The sequence below is a fragment of the Candidatus Margulisiibacteriota bacterium genome (assembly GCA_003242895.1).
Classification (GTDB): domain Bacteria; phylum Margulisbacteria; class Riflemargulisbacteria; order GWF2-39-127; family GWF2-39-127; genus GWF2-39-127.
Window position 1 is genome coordinate 14559 of record QKMY01000064.1, and the last position, 16336, is coordinate 30894.

Annotated in this window: 14 protein-coding genes; all 14 read left to right on the forward strand. The window is 38.6% G+C overall.

Annotation, left to right across the window (positions count from 1 at the left end; all coding sequences use genetic code 11):
• Positions 1-165 precede the first annotated feature (165 nt).
• The 14 genes from DKM50_12415 (at position 166) to lnt (ending at position 16010) form a co-directional block, all read left to right on the forward strand.
• Entirely contained in the window at positions 166-1353 is a 1188-nt protein-coding gene (locus tag DKM50_12415; protein PZM78146.1) for a hypothetical protein, read from the forward strand.
• Positions 1354-1381: 28 nt separating this feature from the next.
• The gene (gene moaC, locus DKM50_12420; protein PZM78147.1) at positions 1382-1834 is read left to right on the forward strand and encodes a cyclic pyranopterin monophosphate synthase MoaC; all 453 of its coding nucleotides are present in this window, start codon (positions 1382-1384) and stop codon (positions 1832-1834) included.
• Complete coding sequence (locus DKM50_12425) at positions 1827-2750, forward strand: molybdenum cofactor synthesis protein (GenBank protein ID PZM78148.1); 924 nt, start codon at positions 1827-1829, stop codon at positions 2748-2750. The genes moaC and DKM50_12425 overlap by 8 nt, the downstream gene beginning before the upstream one ends.
• Before the next feature lie 283 nt (positions 2751-3033).
• The gene (locus DKM50_12430; GenBank protein ID PZM78149.1) at positions 3034-3528 is read left to right on the forward strand and encodes a hypothetical protein; all 495 of its coding nucleotides are present in this window, start codon (positions 3034-3036) and stop codon (positions 3526-3528) included.
• Positions 3529-3689: 161 nt separating this feature from the next.
• A complete protein-coding gene (locus DKM50_12435; GenBank protein PZM78150.1) occupies positions 3690-4703 on the forward strand; it encodes a hypothetical protein in 1014 nt (337 codons plus the stop codon).
• Between the two features lie 129 nt (positions 4704-4832).
• Positions 4833-5756: a hypothetical protein gene (locus DKM50_12440; protein ID PZM78151.1), complete on the forward strand. Its 924-nt coding sequence runs from the start codon at positions 4833-4835 to the stop codon at positions 5754-5756.
• A gap of 43 nt (positions 5757-5799) precedes the next feature.
• Positions 5800-6549: a stage 0 sporulation protein gene (locus DKM50_12445; GenBank protein ID PZM78152.1), complete on the forward strand. Its 750-nt coding sequence runs from the start codon at positions 5800-5802 to the stop codon at positions 6547-6549.
• A complete protein-coding gene (locus tag DKM50_12450; protein PZM78153.1) occupies positions 6542-6886 on the forward strand; it encodes a histidine triad nucleotide-binding protein in 345 nt (114 codons plus the stop codon). Before DKM50_12445 ends, DKM50_12450 begins: the two co-directional genes overlap by 8 nt.
• Before the next feature lie 101 nt (positions 6887-6987).
• Positions 6988-7179, forward strand: coding sequence for a 30S ribosomal protein S21 (gene rpsU, locus DKM50_12455; protein ID PZM78154.1), 192 nt, complete (start codon positions 6988-6990; stop codon positions 7177-7179).
• A gap of 34 nt (positions 7180-7213) precedes the next feature.
• On the forward strand, positions 7214-8320 hold the full coding sequence (locus DKM50_12460) for a hypothetical protein (protein PZM78155.1): 1107 nt from the start codon (positions 7214-7216) through the stop codon (positions 8318-8320).
• A 103-nt stretch (positions 8321-8423) separates the two neighbouring features.
• Positions 8424-10883, forward strand: a complete 2460-nt coding sequence (locus DKM50_12465) for a hypothetical protein (protein ID PZM78156.1) — start codon at positions 8424-8426, stop codon at positions 10881-10883.
• A 243-nt stretch (positions 10884-11126) separates the two neighbouring features.
• Entirely contained in the window at positions 11127-13688 is a 2562-nt protein-coding gene (locus DKM50_12470) for a hypothetical protein (GenBank protein PZM78157.1), read from the forward strand.
• Positions 13639-14490 carry a hypothetical protein gene (locus tag DKM50_12475; protein ID PZM78158.1) on the forward strand — a complete coding sequence of 284 codons (852 nt, stop codon included), beginning with the start codon at positions 13639-13641 and terminating at the stop codon, positions 14488-14490. The genes DKM50_12470 and DKM50_12475 overlap by 50 nt, the downstream gene beginning before the upstream one ends.
• On the forward strand, positions 14487-16010 hold the full coding sequence (gene lnt, locus DKM50_12480) for an apolipoprotein N-acyltransferase (GenBank protein ID PZM78159.1): 1524 nt from the start codon (positions 14487-14489) through the stop codon (positions 16008-16010). The genes DKM50_12475 and lnt overlap by 4 nt, the downstream gene beginning before the upstream one ends.
• Positions 16011-16336: the final 326 nt, after the last annotated feature.

Consider the following 16336-nt stretch of genomic DNA (forward strand, 5'->3'; position numbering starts at 1 on the left):
GCCAGTTGCTATAAAACCCGAAAAAACCCCAGGGCAAATTCCCTGGGGTTTTTTGTAGGATACCGGCGTTTACACTCTTATTTCAATGATTCTATTTACGCTTAACCCATACCTTCAAATCAGATAATATGATATTATTACTCAACTCCCGAGCAGGAACTAATTATGATTACACGCATAGAAGCAATCAAACTAATTCGAGACCATACGCAGACAATCAATCCAATCGATTTGCCAGTGCAGCAAACCTTGGGAAGCGTGCTGGCTGAACCGGTATACTCACGTCTTGACCTTCCTCCATTTAATAAGTCCGCAATGGATGGATATGCTGTCATCGAGAATGAGAGCGCTACAGAATTGTCAGTCATCGGCATAATTAAGGCTGGAGACTTTATTGATTTTGAATTGTGCCCAGGCCAAACTGTTAAGATTATGACCGGGGCCCGTATCCCTGTTAGTGCCGGGAATGTGATAATAAAGGAAGACGTGTCCATTATTTCTGATGAAATGATTCGGGTTAATCATTATCGGAATAAGAAGAACATCTGTTACCAGGGAGAGGATGTACGAAAAGGTGATCTCATCTATCAAGAGGGCGAACTTGTTACGCCAATCGTTATCGCTAATATTATTTCTTCGGGGATTAGCAATGTAAAAGCATATAAAAAACCGTCTATAGCAATAATTACTACTGGGGATGAATTGCTCGAAGCCGGAGAAGCTTACCAGGAGGGCAAGATATACAATAGTAATGGCCCGTTACTTAAGGGCTTATTGCATGATAGAGGTTACTTTGCGGTATCGGTTGTTAAACTCCCTGATGATAAAGATAAGATTGTGCTACAGTTGCCGGAAATCTTAAATTCTCATGATCTGATTGTATTTACCGGAGGAATATCGGTGGGTGAATATGACTTTACGAAGGAAAGCCTCGAAGCGGTTGGAGGGAAACTGGTTTTTCACAATATTGCCATGAAACCGGGCAAGCCGGTAGCGTTTTTTACCTGGGGCCATAAACCTGTTTTTGCCTTGCCAGGCAATCCGGTTTCCGTGTTTCTCTCGTTTTATTTGTTTGTTCTCCCCGTATTTCGGATAATGCAGGGAAGAAAAACGGTTCGACAGGCTTTTTTGTCGATAACTTTAATCAGTGATTTTATCGTTAAAAACAATGAGCGGGAACAATTTATTCCCGTTTATCTCAATGAAAACAATACTATTGAAGCTATCACGTTCCATGGCTCCGGGCATCTCCTGGCACTGAATACTTGTAATGCGTTCCTTATAGTACCGAAAGGAACTCAGGAACTCAAAGCCGGGCAAGAAGTTGAAGTTTTTATGATCAATAATATGTAATAAATTAAAAAGTTAGAAAGGTAACAATATGGGCGAATTCACACATCTTGACGATCAAGGCAAGGTCGCAATGGTAGATGTTTCGAAGAAACCTAAACAGTCAAGAATTGCTGTCGCATCAGGCAGTATTCGATTAGCCAAAGAAACAATCCTGAAGATAATGGAAAATGAGATCGCGAAAGGGAGTGTCTTGGTTACTGCCCAGATTGCGGGGATTCAGGCAGCAAAGAAAACCTCTGATCTGATCCCGCTCTGTCATCCGATATTTCTAAGTAACATCAGCGTTAAGTTCGAAATAAATGAAGAGTCGATAGTTTCGATTGCCCAGGCTAAAGCTGTTGATGTTACGGGAGTAGAGATGGAGGCACTGACTGCCGTGAGTGTCTCTCTTTTAACTATCTACGACATGTGCAAAGCTGTCGACAAAGCTATGGTAATTGGAGATATCACACTTCTGAAGAAAGAGAAAACCAATGTTTGAGTTTGTTATCCGATCTATTAACACGTCTAATGAAAAAGGGACAGCCAAGAATCCTGTTGATAAAGCTATTATCAAAAAAGGCTTAGGGATCGTCGCTGACGCGCATCGTGGAATGAAAAACCGGGAAATAAGCCTGCTTTCCCGTGAAGAGATAGATGGTTTTAAACCTGATCTTCCTGATGGATCATTTGGCGAGAATTTTACAATAGAAGGCTTAGATACTTCTAATATAAAGTTGCTGGATAGAATGAAGCTTCGGGATGTTGTCCTGGAAGTATCCAAAATCGGGAAAGAATGTCATGACCGGTGCCATATCTATCATAGTATGGGCGATTGCATTATGCCTAAAAAAGGGTTTTTTGTTCGGGTCATTCGTGGAGGGGGCATAGTTCGTCCCGGTGCCAAAGCTCAGTATATCCCTAAAACATTTAAAGTCGCGGTGATAACGCTTAGTGATCGGGCTAGCCAGGGAGTTTATCAGGATAAAAGCGGCGAACTTATCACTTCGCAACTACAACAATATTTTGCTTCAAGTGATCGTCAGGTATTAATTGATAAAATTGTAATTCCCGATTCATCACTAAAACTTATTAGCCTTTTTTTGAAGTTTATATTCAAAAGTTACGATATTGTCATGACTACCGGAGGGACCGGCGTTTCACCTAAAGATATTACAATAGGGATTACTCGCTTGTTCGTTAAAAAAGAGATTCCGGGTATCGCGGAGTTTATCCGTAATAAATATGGGCAGCATAACAGAAATGCTCTTACCAGCCGAAGCCTTGTCGGTGTTAATGGCAAAACACTTATTTTTTGCCTGCCTGGAAGCGTTAAAGCCGTGAATGAATACTTGGCTGAAATTATTCCGATGCTAAACCATTTGTTCTCTATGGTACATGATCTGGACATGCACTAATACCTGCCATATAACAATTATATATTTGAAACATTTTTCTACCCTTCTCGACCGAGAATTCCCCATTAACCCGGTTGTCTTGCCTACATAAATTTTCGGAGACTTTTTGCCATGGCTTAAATCCCTGCTTTTTTGAATAGCTTGAGGGCTTGTTATGTTTTGCATTTGTTCTGGTGTAATGCCGTGGTTATTTAAGTTGAGTTTTTTTGTTGCAAATATCACTATACATAAATATCGTTATGTGTTAATTTGTCGGGGTAATTTCTTGCGTTGGGGTAATTGAATGAATGCTTATGTGAACCGTAAAATTGTTGCCTGTCCTGAGCCTATATTGCCCGCCGATGTTTTAGCTCTGATTAAAGAGCGAGCTAAATTAGTAGATGAAATTATTGTTCCCGGCGGACCACTTGATCAATATTTGCTAAAAGAAAATGTTGATCCTAAATCAGCGACTGTCTATTTTTATGGTTCCAGTTGTACTGGAGTTCCTTTTTTGCAAAAAAAGAGTGGAGTTGCCTATGTAACTGCTCAATCCGATATTGATTTTCTTGTATTTGCAAACAAAGTTAATGGTACTCTGTGGAGGATGCCGGAAGGTCATAATCGTCCATTTGAGTACAATAGTGTCCCGGTAGAAGTTATAAGTGGATATGTACAAGGCAGTGTTCTTGATGAGTTTTTGTTTAATTTGTTTGGTCTGAAAATTTACAGTAAAGAAGCGACATTAGCCGTTCCTTTTTCTTCAAAGCTTGTAAGGTCTCCTTCACCGCCAGATTAACTTGATTTTAGAGTTTGTTAGCTAACCGAACTTTCGTGCTTACAAATTTTTTAGCTGAGTATTCATCGGTAAATTCTAAATATATCCTATTACTTGTTTTTATGCTATAAGTAATATTGTTCGCTATGGTATTAAGCTACTTATGAAATCCGACAATTAATATGAGCACGAAACATCAAGTAATAATCACAGTTGTCCTATCCCTTGTTTTATGGCATATCCTTGATGTTTTCCTCTGGGAGAAGAAGCTTGTGCAGTTCGAAACATTTGCTCTTGGCACGACAGTTACTGTAACATATCCGCAACATCATGAATCAAAAAATAAGGAAATAGAAAAAGGGATCACCGATATCCTCTATTATGTTTCTCATGATCTTTCTGGCTATGTTCCTGATAGTACTGTCAGTAAGTTAAATAGGGAAAGACTGGTTGTCGCAAATGAGTTGTTTGAATATGCAGTGAAAAAAGCAATAATAATATCAGCGTTGTCCGATGGTGCATTTGATATTACGTCACAGCCTCTCGTTGATCTTTGGCGTAAAGCTGATGAGATGAACTCCACTCCTGATAGCCAAAGCATTGCTGATATTCAGAAGCAAGTAGATTATAGGCATATAACCGTAACCGGTTCGATTATAGGGTTCGATAAAAAAGGCGTGGAAATAAATCTGGATGATCTGGCAAAGGGGTACGCGGCGGATCTAATTGCTAAGTTCTTTAAAGGGAAGATGGTATATCCAGCAAAAGTTGCCATGGGAGGAACAGTTCTGGTGATAGGCTCAGAACCAAAAAATATTGGATGGAAGGTTTTGATAACAGGCGCGAATAATACTTATCATCCGCTGATTCTCAATATTAAAAATAAAGCTGTTGTTTCTCTCGGTGATTATAGCGGGATTGTTCTTTCACAAAGAGCCTCCCATTTACCGGACTCAAGTCCGGTTATTGATCCTCGTAACGGATATCCGGTCCAGGATGTTCCTCGTTTTGTTTCTGTCGTTTCAGAGAAAGCGATTGTTGCTTCCGGTCTTGCCCGAGCACTATTTGTTTTGGGTCCTGAGCGGGGTATTAACCTCATTGATTCACTCGATGATTCAGCCGCCTTAATAATAGATAGCCGAGGGAAAATTAATTATTCAAAGCGCTGGCATTATGGAAAAATCAAGGGCAATTAATTTTTTAGACTCGTTTTTTATGCTGTAGTGTGTTATACTAATAACGTCAAAAGTGGTATATAAATTTATAGCGTAGTAATAACTAAATTTTAAAGTTTATAACTACGTTAACAAAGGGGACTGAATTGATTGGTTTCTTTAACGATTTCGTTGCAAGAAAGGATAGCGCATATTCTTTTGAATGCAATAAAAAACGACAAAGTGGCAAATGCCTATCTCTTCGCTGGTCCTCCTGGAGTAAATAAGGGCGACGGAGCAAAGGCGTTTTCTAGAGCACTTAATTGTATGTCTGATATGGAAGATGCTCTATGTACCTGTAAGAATTGTAGCTCGATAGCAAAGGGATCGTTTGTTGATATTGTAGAGATTTATCCTGATGGTGCTAAGATCAGGGTTGATCAGATCCGAGAGCTTAAAAAGATTACCAGATTTGGTCCGGCGCAGGGGTTGAAACTCTGTGTCATTATTCACAATACCGAAAATTTTACTGTGGAGGCTGCTAATAGCTTTCTTAAACTATTGGAAGAGCCGCCTAATAATGTTGTTTTTATCTTGATAACAGCTAACCTGTTTACCATGCTTCCTACGATTATTTCCCGTTGCCAGATATTGCAGTTTTCGCAGCTATCTTCTTCTCGAGTGAAGGGCTTGCTTCTGGACCGGTATCAATTATCCCCTGATGATGCCGAAGACATTGTAAATGTTGTTCAAGGAGAATTCCTTTTGGGAACGATCCTTGCCGATGGAAAAACCGATGGCTGGGCATTTATAAAAGAACTCGACGATTTACCTAAGAAAAGTATTTTTGAAACATTGAAATATGTTGAAACTCTGGTTGCGCAGGATAAAGATGCGATTAGAAATATCATCAATTTGTATGTTATGTATATGCTTAACAAGATAAAAAACAGGAATATAAGTTTTGACGAGAGAACAATAATGCGAAAATGCATTCAATTATGTTTCTCGACATTACGCAATTTAAAATATAACATTAATTTGAAATTGCATATGGAAAATACGATGCTTCAAATGCGTTTATGCAGGCAATAAGTTAAGAGAGTACAAAGAAACGCTCTCAATTAAGGTGGTTATTATGAAATCTCAATTAGGAATAAATATACGGCATTTTGATAAGATATATCCTATTGATAATATTAATTTTAATATACAAATAAATCAGCATATTGTCGTTGATACAAGCCGGGGCATTGAATGCGGTATCGTTAAGCCACGCTGTAAATGCGCAAAAAAACAGAGATTTGAACTTAAAATTAATAAGATCATTCGTATTGCCGATGCAGCTGATATTAAAAAACTGGAAGCTCTTGAAGGGAAAGAATCTTCGGCGCTAACTATTGGCATGACGAAGGTCGAAGAACTGAACCTTCCAATGCGTTTTGTGCGGGTTGAGTACCTTTTTGATGATAGTAAGGCAATTTTTTATTATAAACAAAATGATGAGAATGATAAGAACGGCGCTAGAAAGTTGAATTTATCAGAATTAATTAGACAACTGGCTTCTGTTTTGAGAATAAGGCTGGAGATGCGGCAAGTTGGGCCGCGGGGTGAAGCAAAGATCCTTGGTGGCGTAGGAAATTGCGGTCGAGGACTATGCTGTTCTACCTGGCTGACTAAGAGTAAGCCGGTTACAATTAAGATGGCTAAAGAGCAAAGTATGTCAATTAATATTCCCAAATTATCGGGTGTTTGCGGTCGTTTAATGTGTTGTTTGCGATATGAAAGACAGAACTACCAGGAAGGCGTTCTTATTGCTGCGGATAAAGAGATATCCGGGAACTATGAAGAGATATTCGAGTCGGGAGAGGAGGTAGTCAATGAGTGATTGTCTTTTTTGTAACATTGTTAAAGGCGCTATAAGGGCGAACAAGGTTTATGAAGATGAAAATGTATTGGCATTTGAGGATATTAATCCTCAAGCCCCTGTTCATTTGCTTATTATTCCGAAGAAACATATTCCTACTATAAATGATATTGAAGAGTCAGATAAAGCTCTGATCGGAGAGCTGGTTATTGTTGGGAAAAAGCTTGCAAAAGAGAAGGGTTTAGCCGATGATGGCTATAGGCTCGTAATCAATTGTAATAAAAGTGCCGGGCAGCTTGTGTTTCATATTCATGTTCATCTGCTGGGTGGCAGGAAACTGGACTGGCCTCCAGGATAGCTTCGTAGTTATCTAACGTGCCGGTGGTGTTTGTCAGGAATAACTGAGGCGGAACAAGAAGTGTTTTTATAATAATAAAAAAAATTAAGGGAGTGGTAATAATGGCGGAATTAAGAAAAAATCCGGAAGATTCAATCGACAAGGTGTTGCGTCAGTTTAAAAAGAAATTAAAAGAAGAGGGCCTTATCGAAGAGCTTCGCAAAAGAGAGTTCTATGAGAAACCTTCGGAAGCAAGAAAAAAGAAAATAAGAGCAGCTATCCGAAGACAGCAACGCAAGTCCGATAGAGACTAGCATAGCGCTGATCGGGTTATTTTTATAAAAAACTATGGTTAGAACATCAGTTCCAATACTAGACCGTTATATAATTAAAGAGATATCTGGTCCGTTCTTTTTTGCTGTCTGTGGTTTTGTAATGATCGGCATTGTGGACATTCTTTTTACATTGATTGATCTTTTTATTAATAATGGGGTGCCATTTCTTGTAGTATTACGCCTGTTGATTTATAAAATCCCGGCGATAATGGTGCTATTTTTCCCGATGGCTACGTTATTTTCTGTTATGCTTACACTTATACGTATGGCGAAAGATAACGAAATTACAGTTTTGCGTGCCAGTGGGGTGAATGTTCTCCGAATTATACTGCCGTTTATCGTAATGGCAGTATTTTTTAGTTTTCTCTCATTTGCGATTAACGAAAAGCTGGTGCCCTGGACAAATCATGTTTCAAATAATCTCATCAGAAAAGCAGTACTGAAAACACCGCCGCCGGATGTTGCTGAAAATATATTTTTCAGAGAATCAGGTGACCGGTATTTTTATGTTAAGAAAATTGATTCCAAAAATAACCGGATGCTTAACATTCTTATTTATGAGCTTTTATCTTCATATCCCCGTGTTATTACGGCTCAAGAAGCCCGATGGAATATGAAGACCTGGAAACTGATCAATGGGAAAGTTCATAAATATGGTGATGATGGCGTTATCAAATATGAGGCTGATTTTGCAGAAATGGAAATCCATGTTGATAGGGATGTGGAATCGTTTTTTACCGAACAGAAAACCCCAAAAGAGATGGGAAGCGACGAGTTGAGGCAGCAGATTGGAACTCTGGATAAAGGTGGGATTAATACTAATTCATTGAAAATAGAATTAAGTATGAAAAAATCAATTCCTGCCGCGAGTCTTTCTTTTGCAATTATTGGAATGTCGCTTTGTATTCTGTTTGTATCTTCGAGCAAAGATTGGTGGGGCGTGATCTTTTCCGTACTCATTGCTTTGCTGGCTGTGGGGTTTTATTTCTTTCTGATGGCAACCTTCCGTTCACTTGGCCGGGCGGGAGAAGTTCCCTTGTTCCTGGGAGCCTGGACGCCTAACTTATTGTTTAGTACACTAGGGTTAGGTGCGATATTTTATAAAGCATATAGCAGATAAGCTTGGCTTTTGAGCCGATAGGACCTTAACGGTATTTTCGCTGGCTTCCCTTCGCAGGGAGTGGACATTTAGCTTATGAGGGGGGGGGATCTACCTGGCAATTATGAACCTGTATATTTCTAATAAGAAAAGTAAAAACAAATATAATCATTTAACGGTAAATGAAAATAAGTATAAAAATGAGAATGATCACTTAAAGGAATTGGCAGATAAAGACCTTGTTAAGAAAGACTATATTCCAGCACAGGAGAAATATAAGAAAATAATTTCTTCAAGCCCACAGAAAATTCCTCTTGTTTTACAGTCATATGAACGATTACTCGTCAAAGATCTTGAAAATGTATCCTTAAAGATGTCTCTTGTTGATATTTCGTTTTTTATTGAGGATTGGAATGAGGCGAGATATGAGCTAGAGGAGGTTATTGAACTCGATCCTTCAAATATCCAGGCATATTTATTATTGGCGAGAATACTTCAGCGAAAAGATATAAAGGATGTAGTTAGACTATTTGAAAAAGCTTACAATCATGTTGATGAAGACGAAATAATAGATGGGCTCGTGTCCAGTTATGTCCAGACGAAAGATTATCAAAAAGCAATTCACATTTATTCTAAAATGCTCGATAAAAAAGAACAGAGTCCTAAAGTCATAAAAATATTAGCAGAATTGTATACAAAAAATAAAGAATATAATAAGGCAACGGAAACCTATCTCTTCCTTTTTAAAAATGATAAGGCTTGTCTTGACGAAGTCGTTCAGAAATTGGAAGAGCTCTTGCAATACGTCCCGGATAATATTTTTATCATGGAGGCCCTTGCCGAGACCTATCTTGCAGAGATGAAGCCTGAATTATCTCTGAAAATGCTTGAACAGACCTGCGTAATAAAACCTGAACTGTGTGATGAGACTATCAAAAAAATTAAGAAGATCCTCTCTGCTTATCCTGATTTTATTCCCGCCGTGGTCTCTTTAGCGTACATGTATCTTAAAAAACATCTTTATTCTGAATCTGTCATGTGTTTTACAAAGCTAATGAAGGATAATTCCCGTTATATCGAAGAGGCTATTATGGGGTATCAACGGGTTTTGGAACAATGTCCGGAGCAAGTACTCGCACGGCAGTATCTTGGAGAAGCCTTTCTGTCTGTCAGGAGAATCGATGAAGCTGTAGAAGAGTTCAGCAAATTAATTGAATACAATGGTCAGGATGCCGGCTTCGTGATGACTAAATGCCGATCGCTCTTAAAAGAAAACGAACAGTATCCGGGAGCGCATCTCCTGCTTGCAAAATGTTATTATGTAAGGAATGAATATAAGAAAGCATATGACGAATGCCTTTTCCTTATCAGTAATGGTAATTCTGATCATATTCAAGTAGAGAATTATAAGTTGTTGGTCCAAGTATGTTACCATTTGGAGAAATATGAAGATTGTAAAAAGTATCTCTATGCTATTATCGAGTTTAATGAAAAAGAAAAAGATTTGCATGATTTCTGCAATGCATATGCAGAGAAAATTGTTTCTGCGAAGTTTGATCAAGAGAAGATACTTGAGCAAAGTAGCCCCCATTTATATAATTATTATCTCGGTCAGAAATATTATTTAACAAATAAACTTGAAGACTCAATTAAGGCCTTCCAAATTTCTGCCCGTGAATCTAAATATGCCGGTTTGTCATATTATTATCTTGGATTGTGCTTTAAGGCCCGTGGCCGGTTTGATCTGGCGATCAATCAACTGAGCCGGGCATTTGAATATGAGAAAGAAGCTAATAATTATGCTGCAATGAATGCAATTAAATACCAGATCGGGCTAGCCTATGAATCAATGGGAGACTTAAAGAGCGCCACAGAAAAATACGAGAGAATACTTGAGAATGATATTTCTTTTAGTTCTGTTAAAACCCGGATCAAAGAGATTAATTCCATGAGTTGGGCAAACACTGCCGGAAAAGCGCTTCTCGGGATAAAGCGAGAATATGAAAATTCAGAAATGATAGTGGTATGGGCACCAAACAAAGCGCAAAGAAATCTGGTAAAAAAAGACAAGCGTGCCGGAATGGTTATGGATATCTCTTTTTCTCAGTCACATAATGATGAAGGGGTTAACCATTTTTTGAAGGGAAGGATTAAAGCGGCTGAAGAAGAGTTTCTGTTAGCGATGCAGTTAGACCAGAGCTTAACCATTATTTATAATAATCTTGGGCTCCTCTATCTTGAGAAACAAAATAATGAAGAGGCCAAAAAGTTTTTCGAGAAAGCATTGGAAGATAATCCTGATATGGCAATTATTTATGCAAATATGGGATTGATGCACTACATGTCAGGCGAAATGGAAAGTGCACGAGAGTTATATAATAAGGCCATTGCGCTTGATCCCAAGTTGAGTAATGCTTTGCTAAATTTGGGCGATATTTGTTATCATTTTAATGAGGTTGATAAAGCGCTTGAATACTGGGAACAAGCCTATTCGGAATGTACCCTTCCTGAGTTAGCGCGTAAACGGCTTCTATTCAAAAAATCTTCTTTCAAATTGGAAGAAGAGCTTATAGATATTAAGTAATATAAGTTGCTATTTTACCGGCGTATTGCTAACCAAATGTTTTATTGCAGATAATACTGTTTTTTATGCGCTATATGTTGATATTATAATATTGTGGAAGCAGAAATTTATTCCTGCCTTTTCCTGAAACTAAGAGCGCTACTCGTCCATATATTGCCTGGATGACGAATTCATAGGAGTTATATTGCTGTGTTTACTTTGCAGTAGCTCCCTATAAAATAAAGAACGCTAAAGAATTATACTATGTTCCAATCATATATAAAATTTATTCTTCTATTTTTTTTGTTGTTTTTATCAGTTTCTCAGATCTGTGCCAGCGAAGAAAAGATTGCTGTTAAAGCTGATTATCTTCGATATGACAAAAACAGTACACTTATGAATGCTTCCGGCAATGTGGAAGTAAGCAGCCCTATTTTTCTGATATCTTCTGATTCCTTGTCTATTGACCCTTCAGGAAACCACTTTATTTTTGATGGACACGTCAATGGGACGATGGAGGGCAATACTTTCAGCTCGAATAAATTCGTTCTCTTTGCTGATGACGAGTACTCAATTGCTAATAATATCGAAGCAAAGCTCAGGTCTAAAGATGTCGGCGGTATCGTTACTTTTAAGGCCGATACCTTGCATCGGCACCCGGAGAAAAACTGGGGAGAGAGCGGGGATTTTACGACCTGCAAATATCCTGGGTCACATTATCGTGTTCATGCTAATAGCTTTGAGTACTATCCAAAAAGCAGGATAGAAGCACACGATCTTGTTTTTTCTGTCGGTCCGGTCCCGGTCATGTATTCACCCTATTGGTTCTATAGGCTTGGGTACCAGAACCCAATTCTTTCTTATCCCGTTATTGGACAAGATGAGAAAAACGGGTGGTTTGTTCAAACAACCTGGGACTATTTCTGGAACAAGAGTAATCGCAGCTTAGTGCTTTTGGACTGGTATGAGAAAGTAGGTTATGGTGTTGGTGTTGACCAGCGCTGGAGTATTAATGATTCAACTAATCTTAGTGCAAAGCTATTCGGAATAATAGATACTTCGGGAGTCTTAAAAGGAGAAAGCAAGTTCTATACAGACGTGAAGTATGATACGAAGCTGAGTCCTTATCTCACTACCAATGCCGGCTATTATTTCCAGAATTATGATCGAAATAGCAACGATTACTCAAAAAAAGAACAGAAAAAGATGAACTTTTCAATAAAATACGCTAAAGATAAAGAAAAATATGGATTTTCTTTCGACCATTTCTACGATAAAAGGACTAACGCATATTTCAGGAATAACATTGCGATTAATATAAATGAGTTTGGCTATGACGAGAGCAAGAATTGGGATAAGTACCATGAAAGTATTTCAAGGAAATATTCCTTTAATAATGAGTTTCTTGGCGGTAGCCAAAGCTTATACCATACCATCGATGAACAGGACCGGAAGGTAAATCGATCCACGATAAGTGAACGCTATAATAAGAGTTTTTATTTTTCGAATTCTCCACTCACAATGGTTTCCCTCAGTTTGTCACCCGAATTAATCCAGTCCCGTGCAAATAATAGTTTATTTGATAAATCTTTAAAACATAATTATACGACGAAATTAGGGTTTGATAGCCGGTCGCCGGTTAATAGTGTGGATATAAACTATAACTGGGTAGATGATATGGATGGGGAAACGGTTACCTCCGATTATTATGACAAATATAATGTTAAAAGTTTGCCGGTTGTGAATGTCGCACTTAAGAATGCGACACTTGATGTGCCTAATCCGGTGGGCAACGGCTGGATTAACATTTTTCAAGTGCAGAATAGCTTTTTGTTCGGGCACTATATTGAGAGAAGAAAGCTTAGAACCTCCGATTACAAAATGGATACGAATAAATATAGTATAAAACTGGCACTTTCACGGAGTATTCCTATAGAACAACTTGGGTCTACCTTTTTTTTCCGGTCAAACCTGGAACAGAATTTCTACGGTACCGGTGATCAGTCCAATTACCGGTCTGATACCTTTGGTGTGGACAATAATTGGTTTAATTGTATCAACTATTCTTTAACCTTCAATAAAAACTATCCGGGAATAGATATGTTTGATAAGACGGAGCATTCCAACTCTCCATTCTTTTTTGATGCGCAAGCCCATCAGAAGAGTTTTTCCCGGAGCCAGGCGTTAACATTTTACCTTATGTCTCCCAAAGAGGAACTGCCTGCCAGGTATTCTGAGCTCACACCTGTGCAACCTCAATGGAAGATGCTTAATTGGATGTTTTCCTGGAATCACAATTTTATTAACAAGAATCCGGTTGATGTGCATACAGTGCTTACGCTTAAACCATTAAATACGCTGACTATCGATATGGATACTTATTTTGCAATCGAGAGAAAGCGGTCCCAGAAATTCTGGAGCCAGCAACCGCTGATAACTAATGTGTTATGGAATATTTCAAAGGAATTATACTTAAAACAGAGCTTTCGGCATGATCTTAATCTTCCCGCCCGAAAGAACTTGCTGTCAGCTTCGACAGAGCTTGGATATGTACATCAGGTCGGCGAATCGGAGTACTGGAAGTTTACCTGGAATACAATCTGGGATGCTCCGAATAAACAGTGGAAGACGAACAGCTACTCCGTGATGTGGGAGCTTGACTGCCTGCAGTATATGTATGATTATCAAAGACAAAATGAGGAACATAAGTTTACTTTTAAGGTGAAAGCCTTTGAAGCTGACCCTGTTGGCTTTACGAAGTCAAAGGTGAACAAGGTTGAAAAATGGCAGATCCAAGGTCTTGATAAGTCTATGGAACAAAGGTAGTGCGCGGTATATTTATCAAATATGCTTCTATGTCGGGTTAAAAGAAGGGATTAAAGAAATGTTGAGAAATATAATTATATTGAAAGCTGGTCTCTTATTCATGCTATTCATGCTGGTAGTTGTGACGCAAGGGTGTGCAAGAACTATGACCGATAAATTTGATTCAGGGTCCGAGCTGTTTTTTACTATTAACTATAACGGACCAATTACTACGACTACTGCGAATTATTATGTGATTTTCCCTCAACCTGAGGCGACTCTGGGTAGCGTAATCCCGGATAAAGATGGTATTGATAGCCCATATCCTTTCTTTGATGCTCCTCATAATAATAACCTGGATTTTCGCGATAGATTAAATGACTTTTATCTTAGCGATGAACTTGGATTGGACCCGATAGCCTATTATTTTCAGCATTACTATCAGAACTGGTTTGATTATATCGAGGTTGACGGCTCTGAAGTGAAGCTTAATGAGGGCCCGTTTCCGGCAGATGGAACAATAACCACGAATATTCAAACCTCAACCATTGGCAGTATTGATAACAATAACGGTAATGTCAGGCTTTCTTTTACGGTGAGAATTGATCAATTATCACATCCTTATGCCAGAGGTGAGAATATCCGTTTTTTTATTGTGACTGGGACGGGAGATTTCCTTCTCGCGGATTGGATGAACAGCATCAGTTATATTTCAAACGAGCAGGGGAACAGTGTCTCCGGTGTTGATGATGAGTACTCTCAAAATGATGCCTTGACTATTTCCGGGCTGGATATTGTGGATTGGAATGTTATTGTACGATGATGGCTGCCGGACAAGTATTTATAATAATAGTATCTGCCTTTTTATTAGGGAGGTCATTTTATAATTACAATATGGCGTTTCTTGCGTGGGGAGCACTTGTTCCATATTTTTTTATCTTATTCAGAATGCCTACAATTAAAAAGGCTTTTTTCCTCAGTTTTACATTTGGCAGTATTTTCTACGGAACATTGTTTTATTGGATTACGATCGTCTCTAAATGGGTAGGTCCGCTCGGCTATGCAGGGTGGCTGGGGACTTTTTTATATCTGACGCTGCTTTTTTCTGTTATGGGAATTTTTCTCTACAAGATTTGCAATTCTCTATGGATGAAAGTGTTCGCTCCTCCGCTTGTGTGGGTGTTATTCGAATGGCTCCAATCGAAAGGCGCTTTTGGCCAGACAGCAGGGTCTCTGGCGTATTCGCAAAAAGCGGAATGGCTCGTCTCTCAATCTGCAGCATATGGCGGTATTTACCTTCTCTCATTCATTATTGTTCTCGTTAATTCACTAATCCTGGGCATAGTTTTGTTGCGGGGGGCACATAAGAAAAACCAGATTTTGTTCAGTGGGTATTTCCTTGCTGCTATAATCGTTCTAAGTAGCTGGATGACATTCCTTCACAGAGATAGGCATATTGACGATATCACCCGTTCTTCTACCCAAGCGCTGGTTTTCCAGCCAAATGTGGCCCAATACAAAAAGCTTTCTTATCGGTATTCATTCGAGATATTCCAGGAATTGTATAAAGATATGAATACTATGCGGCTGATTAATGCGGACCTTTACATTTTTCCAGAAAGCTTGATTCCCGGGCTGTATAATCAAAATGAACTTTTATACCGGCAGTTAGCTCAGTTGTTGCCAGCCAAAAGTTATATGCTCTTTGGTTCCAATCGAAGAACTCCTGATAAATACTATAATTCACTGTTTGTTATGGACCAGAGTGGAAATAATCTTCAATGCTATGATAAGCAACGGATTGTTCCATTTGGGGAATATATGCCATTTCGAAAATTAATTGACCATTTATTGCCCGAAACTCTCCAATATATGGGTGCAGATATTTCTCCCGGTGACGGGATCAAATTGTTTTCTACCTCTAACCATGAGCGTTTTGGTGTTTCTATTTGTTTCGAATCAATATTTCCAGAAATTTTTTATCAGCAGCACCAAAATGGGAGCGAATTTTCTGTTGTTGTGACCAATGATGGCTGGTTTTTTGATACCATTGCACTTAAAATCCATCAGAATGCTACTGCGTTCAGAGCCGTTGAATCGAGAAAACAAGTACTTTTCTGCGCTAATACCGGCATATCATCTATAATACAGCCTTCAGGGAAAATTAACCGGTTGATTGCGTATAATTCTAAAGGGTATATGATCACAAAGATCAAAAAAAACACTGGAAATACCTATTATTATAAGCATTTCAATCTGTTCATCTTAGTATGTGCAATGGTATTGTTGTTAAGTATTGTTGGCGAGTTGTTTCTTAGAAAGCGTTTTCTGGGTATAAAATAGCAAGGGCGCAGAAACTGCGCCCTTGCTACTTTAAGGTTCGAGGAGGTCTCGGTCACATAGATTTATTTCGTTTCGAGGTAAGTTCAAGATTGCTATATTCAGGAGAATGCTTCGAAAGCTCCTGGTTTTCTATTTCATGCAATACGCTTTTTAACAGATAATCAAACCGGTGTTCCATACTTCTTCTAGATAACGGGTTTCCTTTGTATATTTTTTTTGCCATGGTAGTCACCTGTTTCTTGATTTGCATTTCTTATATAAGAATGATTCCCATAATTATAGACATTCAAACATTTCGATATGGTGAAAGATGTCTTTTGTTAGTT

Coding starts and splice junctions, on each gene's coding strand:
- rpsU (PZM78154.1), top strand. CDS start 6,988: ATGGCGGAATTAAGAAAAAATCCGGAAGATTCAATCGACAAGGTGTTG.
- DKM50_12415 (PZM78146.1), top strand. CDS start 166: ATGATTACACGCATAGAAGCAATCAAACTAATTCGAGACCATACGCAG.
- DKM50_12430 (PZM78149.1), top strand. CDS start 3,034: ATGAATGCTTATGTGAACCGTAAAATTGTTGCCTGTCCTGAGCCTATA.
- DKM50_12445 (PZM78152.1), top strand. CDS start 5,800: ATGAAATCTCAATTAGGAATAAATATACGGCATTTTGATAAGATATAT.
- lnt (PZM78159.1), top strand. CDS start 14,487: ATGATGGCTGCCGGACAAGTATTTATAATAATAGTATCTGCCTTTTTA.
- DKM50_12465 (PZM78156.1), top strand. CDS start 8,424: ATGAACCTGTATATTTCTAATAAGAAAAGTAAAAACAAATATAATCAT.
- DKM50_12435 (PZM78150.1), top strand. CDS start 3,690: ATGAGCACGAAACATCAAGTAATAATCACAGTTGTCCTATCCCTTGTT.
- DKM50_12470 (PZM78157.1), top strand. CDS start 11,127: ATGTTCCAATCATATATAAAATTTATTCTTCTATTTTTTTTGTTGTTT.
- DKM50_12460 (PZM78155.1), top strand. CDS start 7,214: ATGGTTAGAACATCAGTTCCAATACTAGACCGTTATATAATTAAAGAG.
- moaC (PZM78147.1), top strand. CDS start 1,382: ATGGGCGAATTCACACATCTTGACGATCAAGGCAAGGTCGCAATGGTA.
- DKM50_12450 (PZM78153.1), top strand. CDS start 6,542: ATGAGTGATTGTCTTTTTTGTAACATTGTTAAAGGCGCTATAAGGGCG.
- DKM50_12425 (PZM78148.1), top strand. CDS start 1,827: ATGTTTGAGTTTGTTATCCGATCTATTAACACGTCTAATGAAAAAGGG.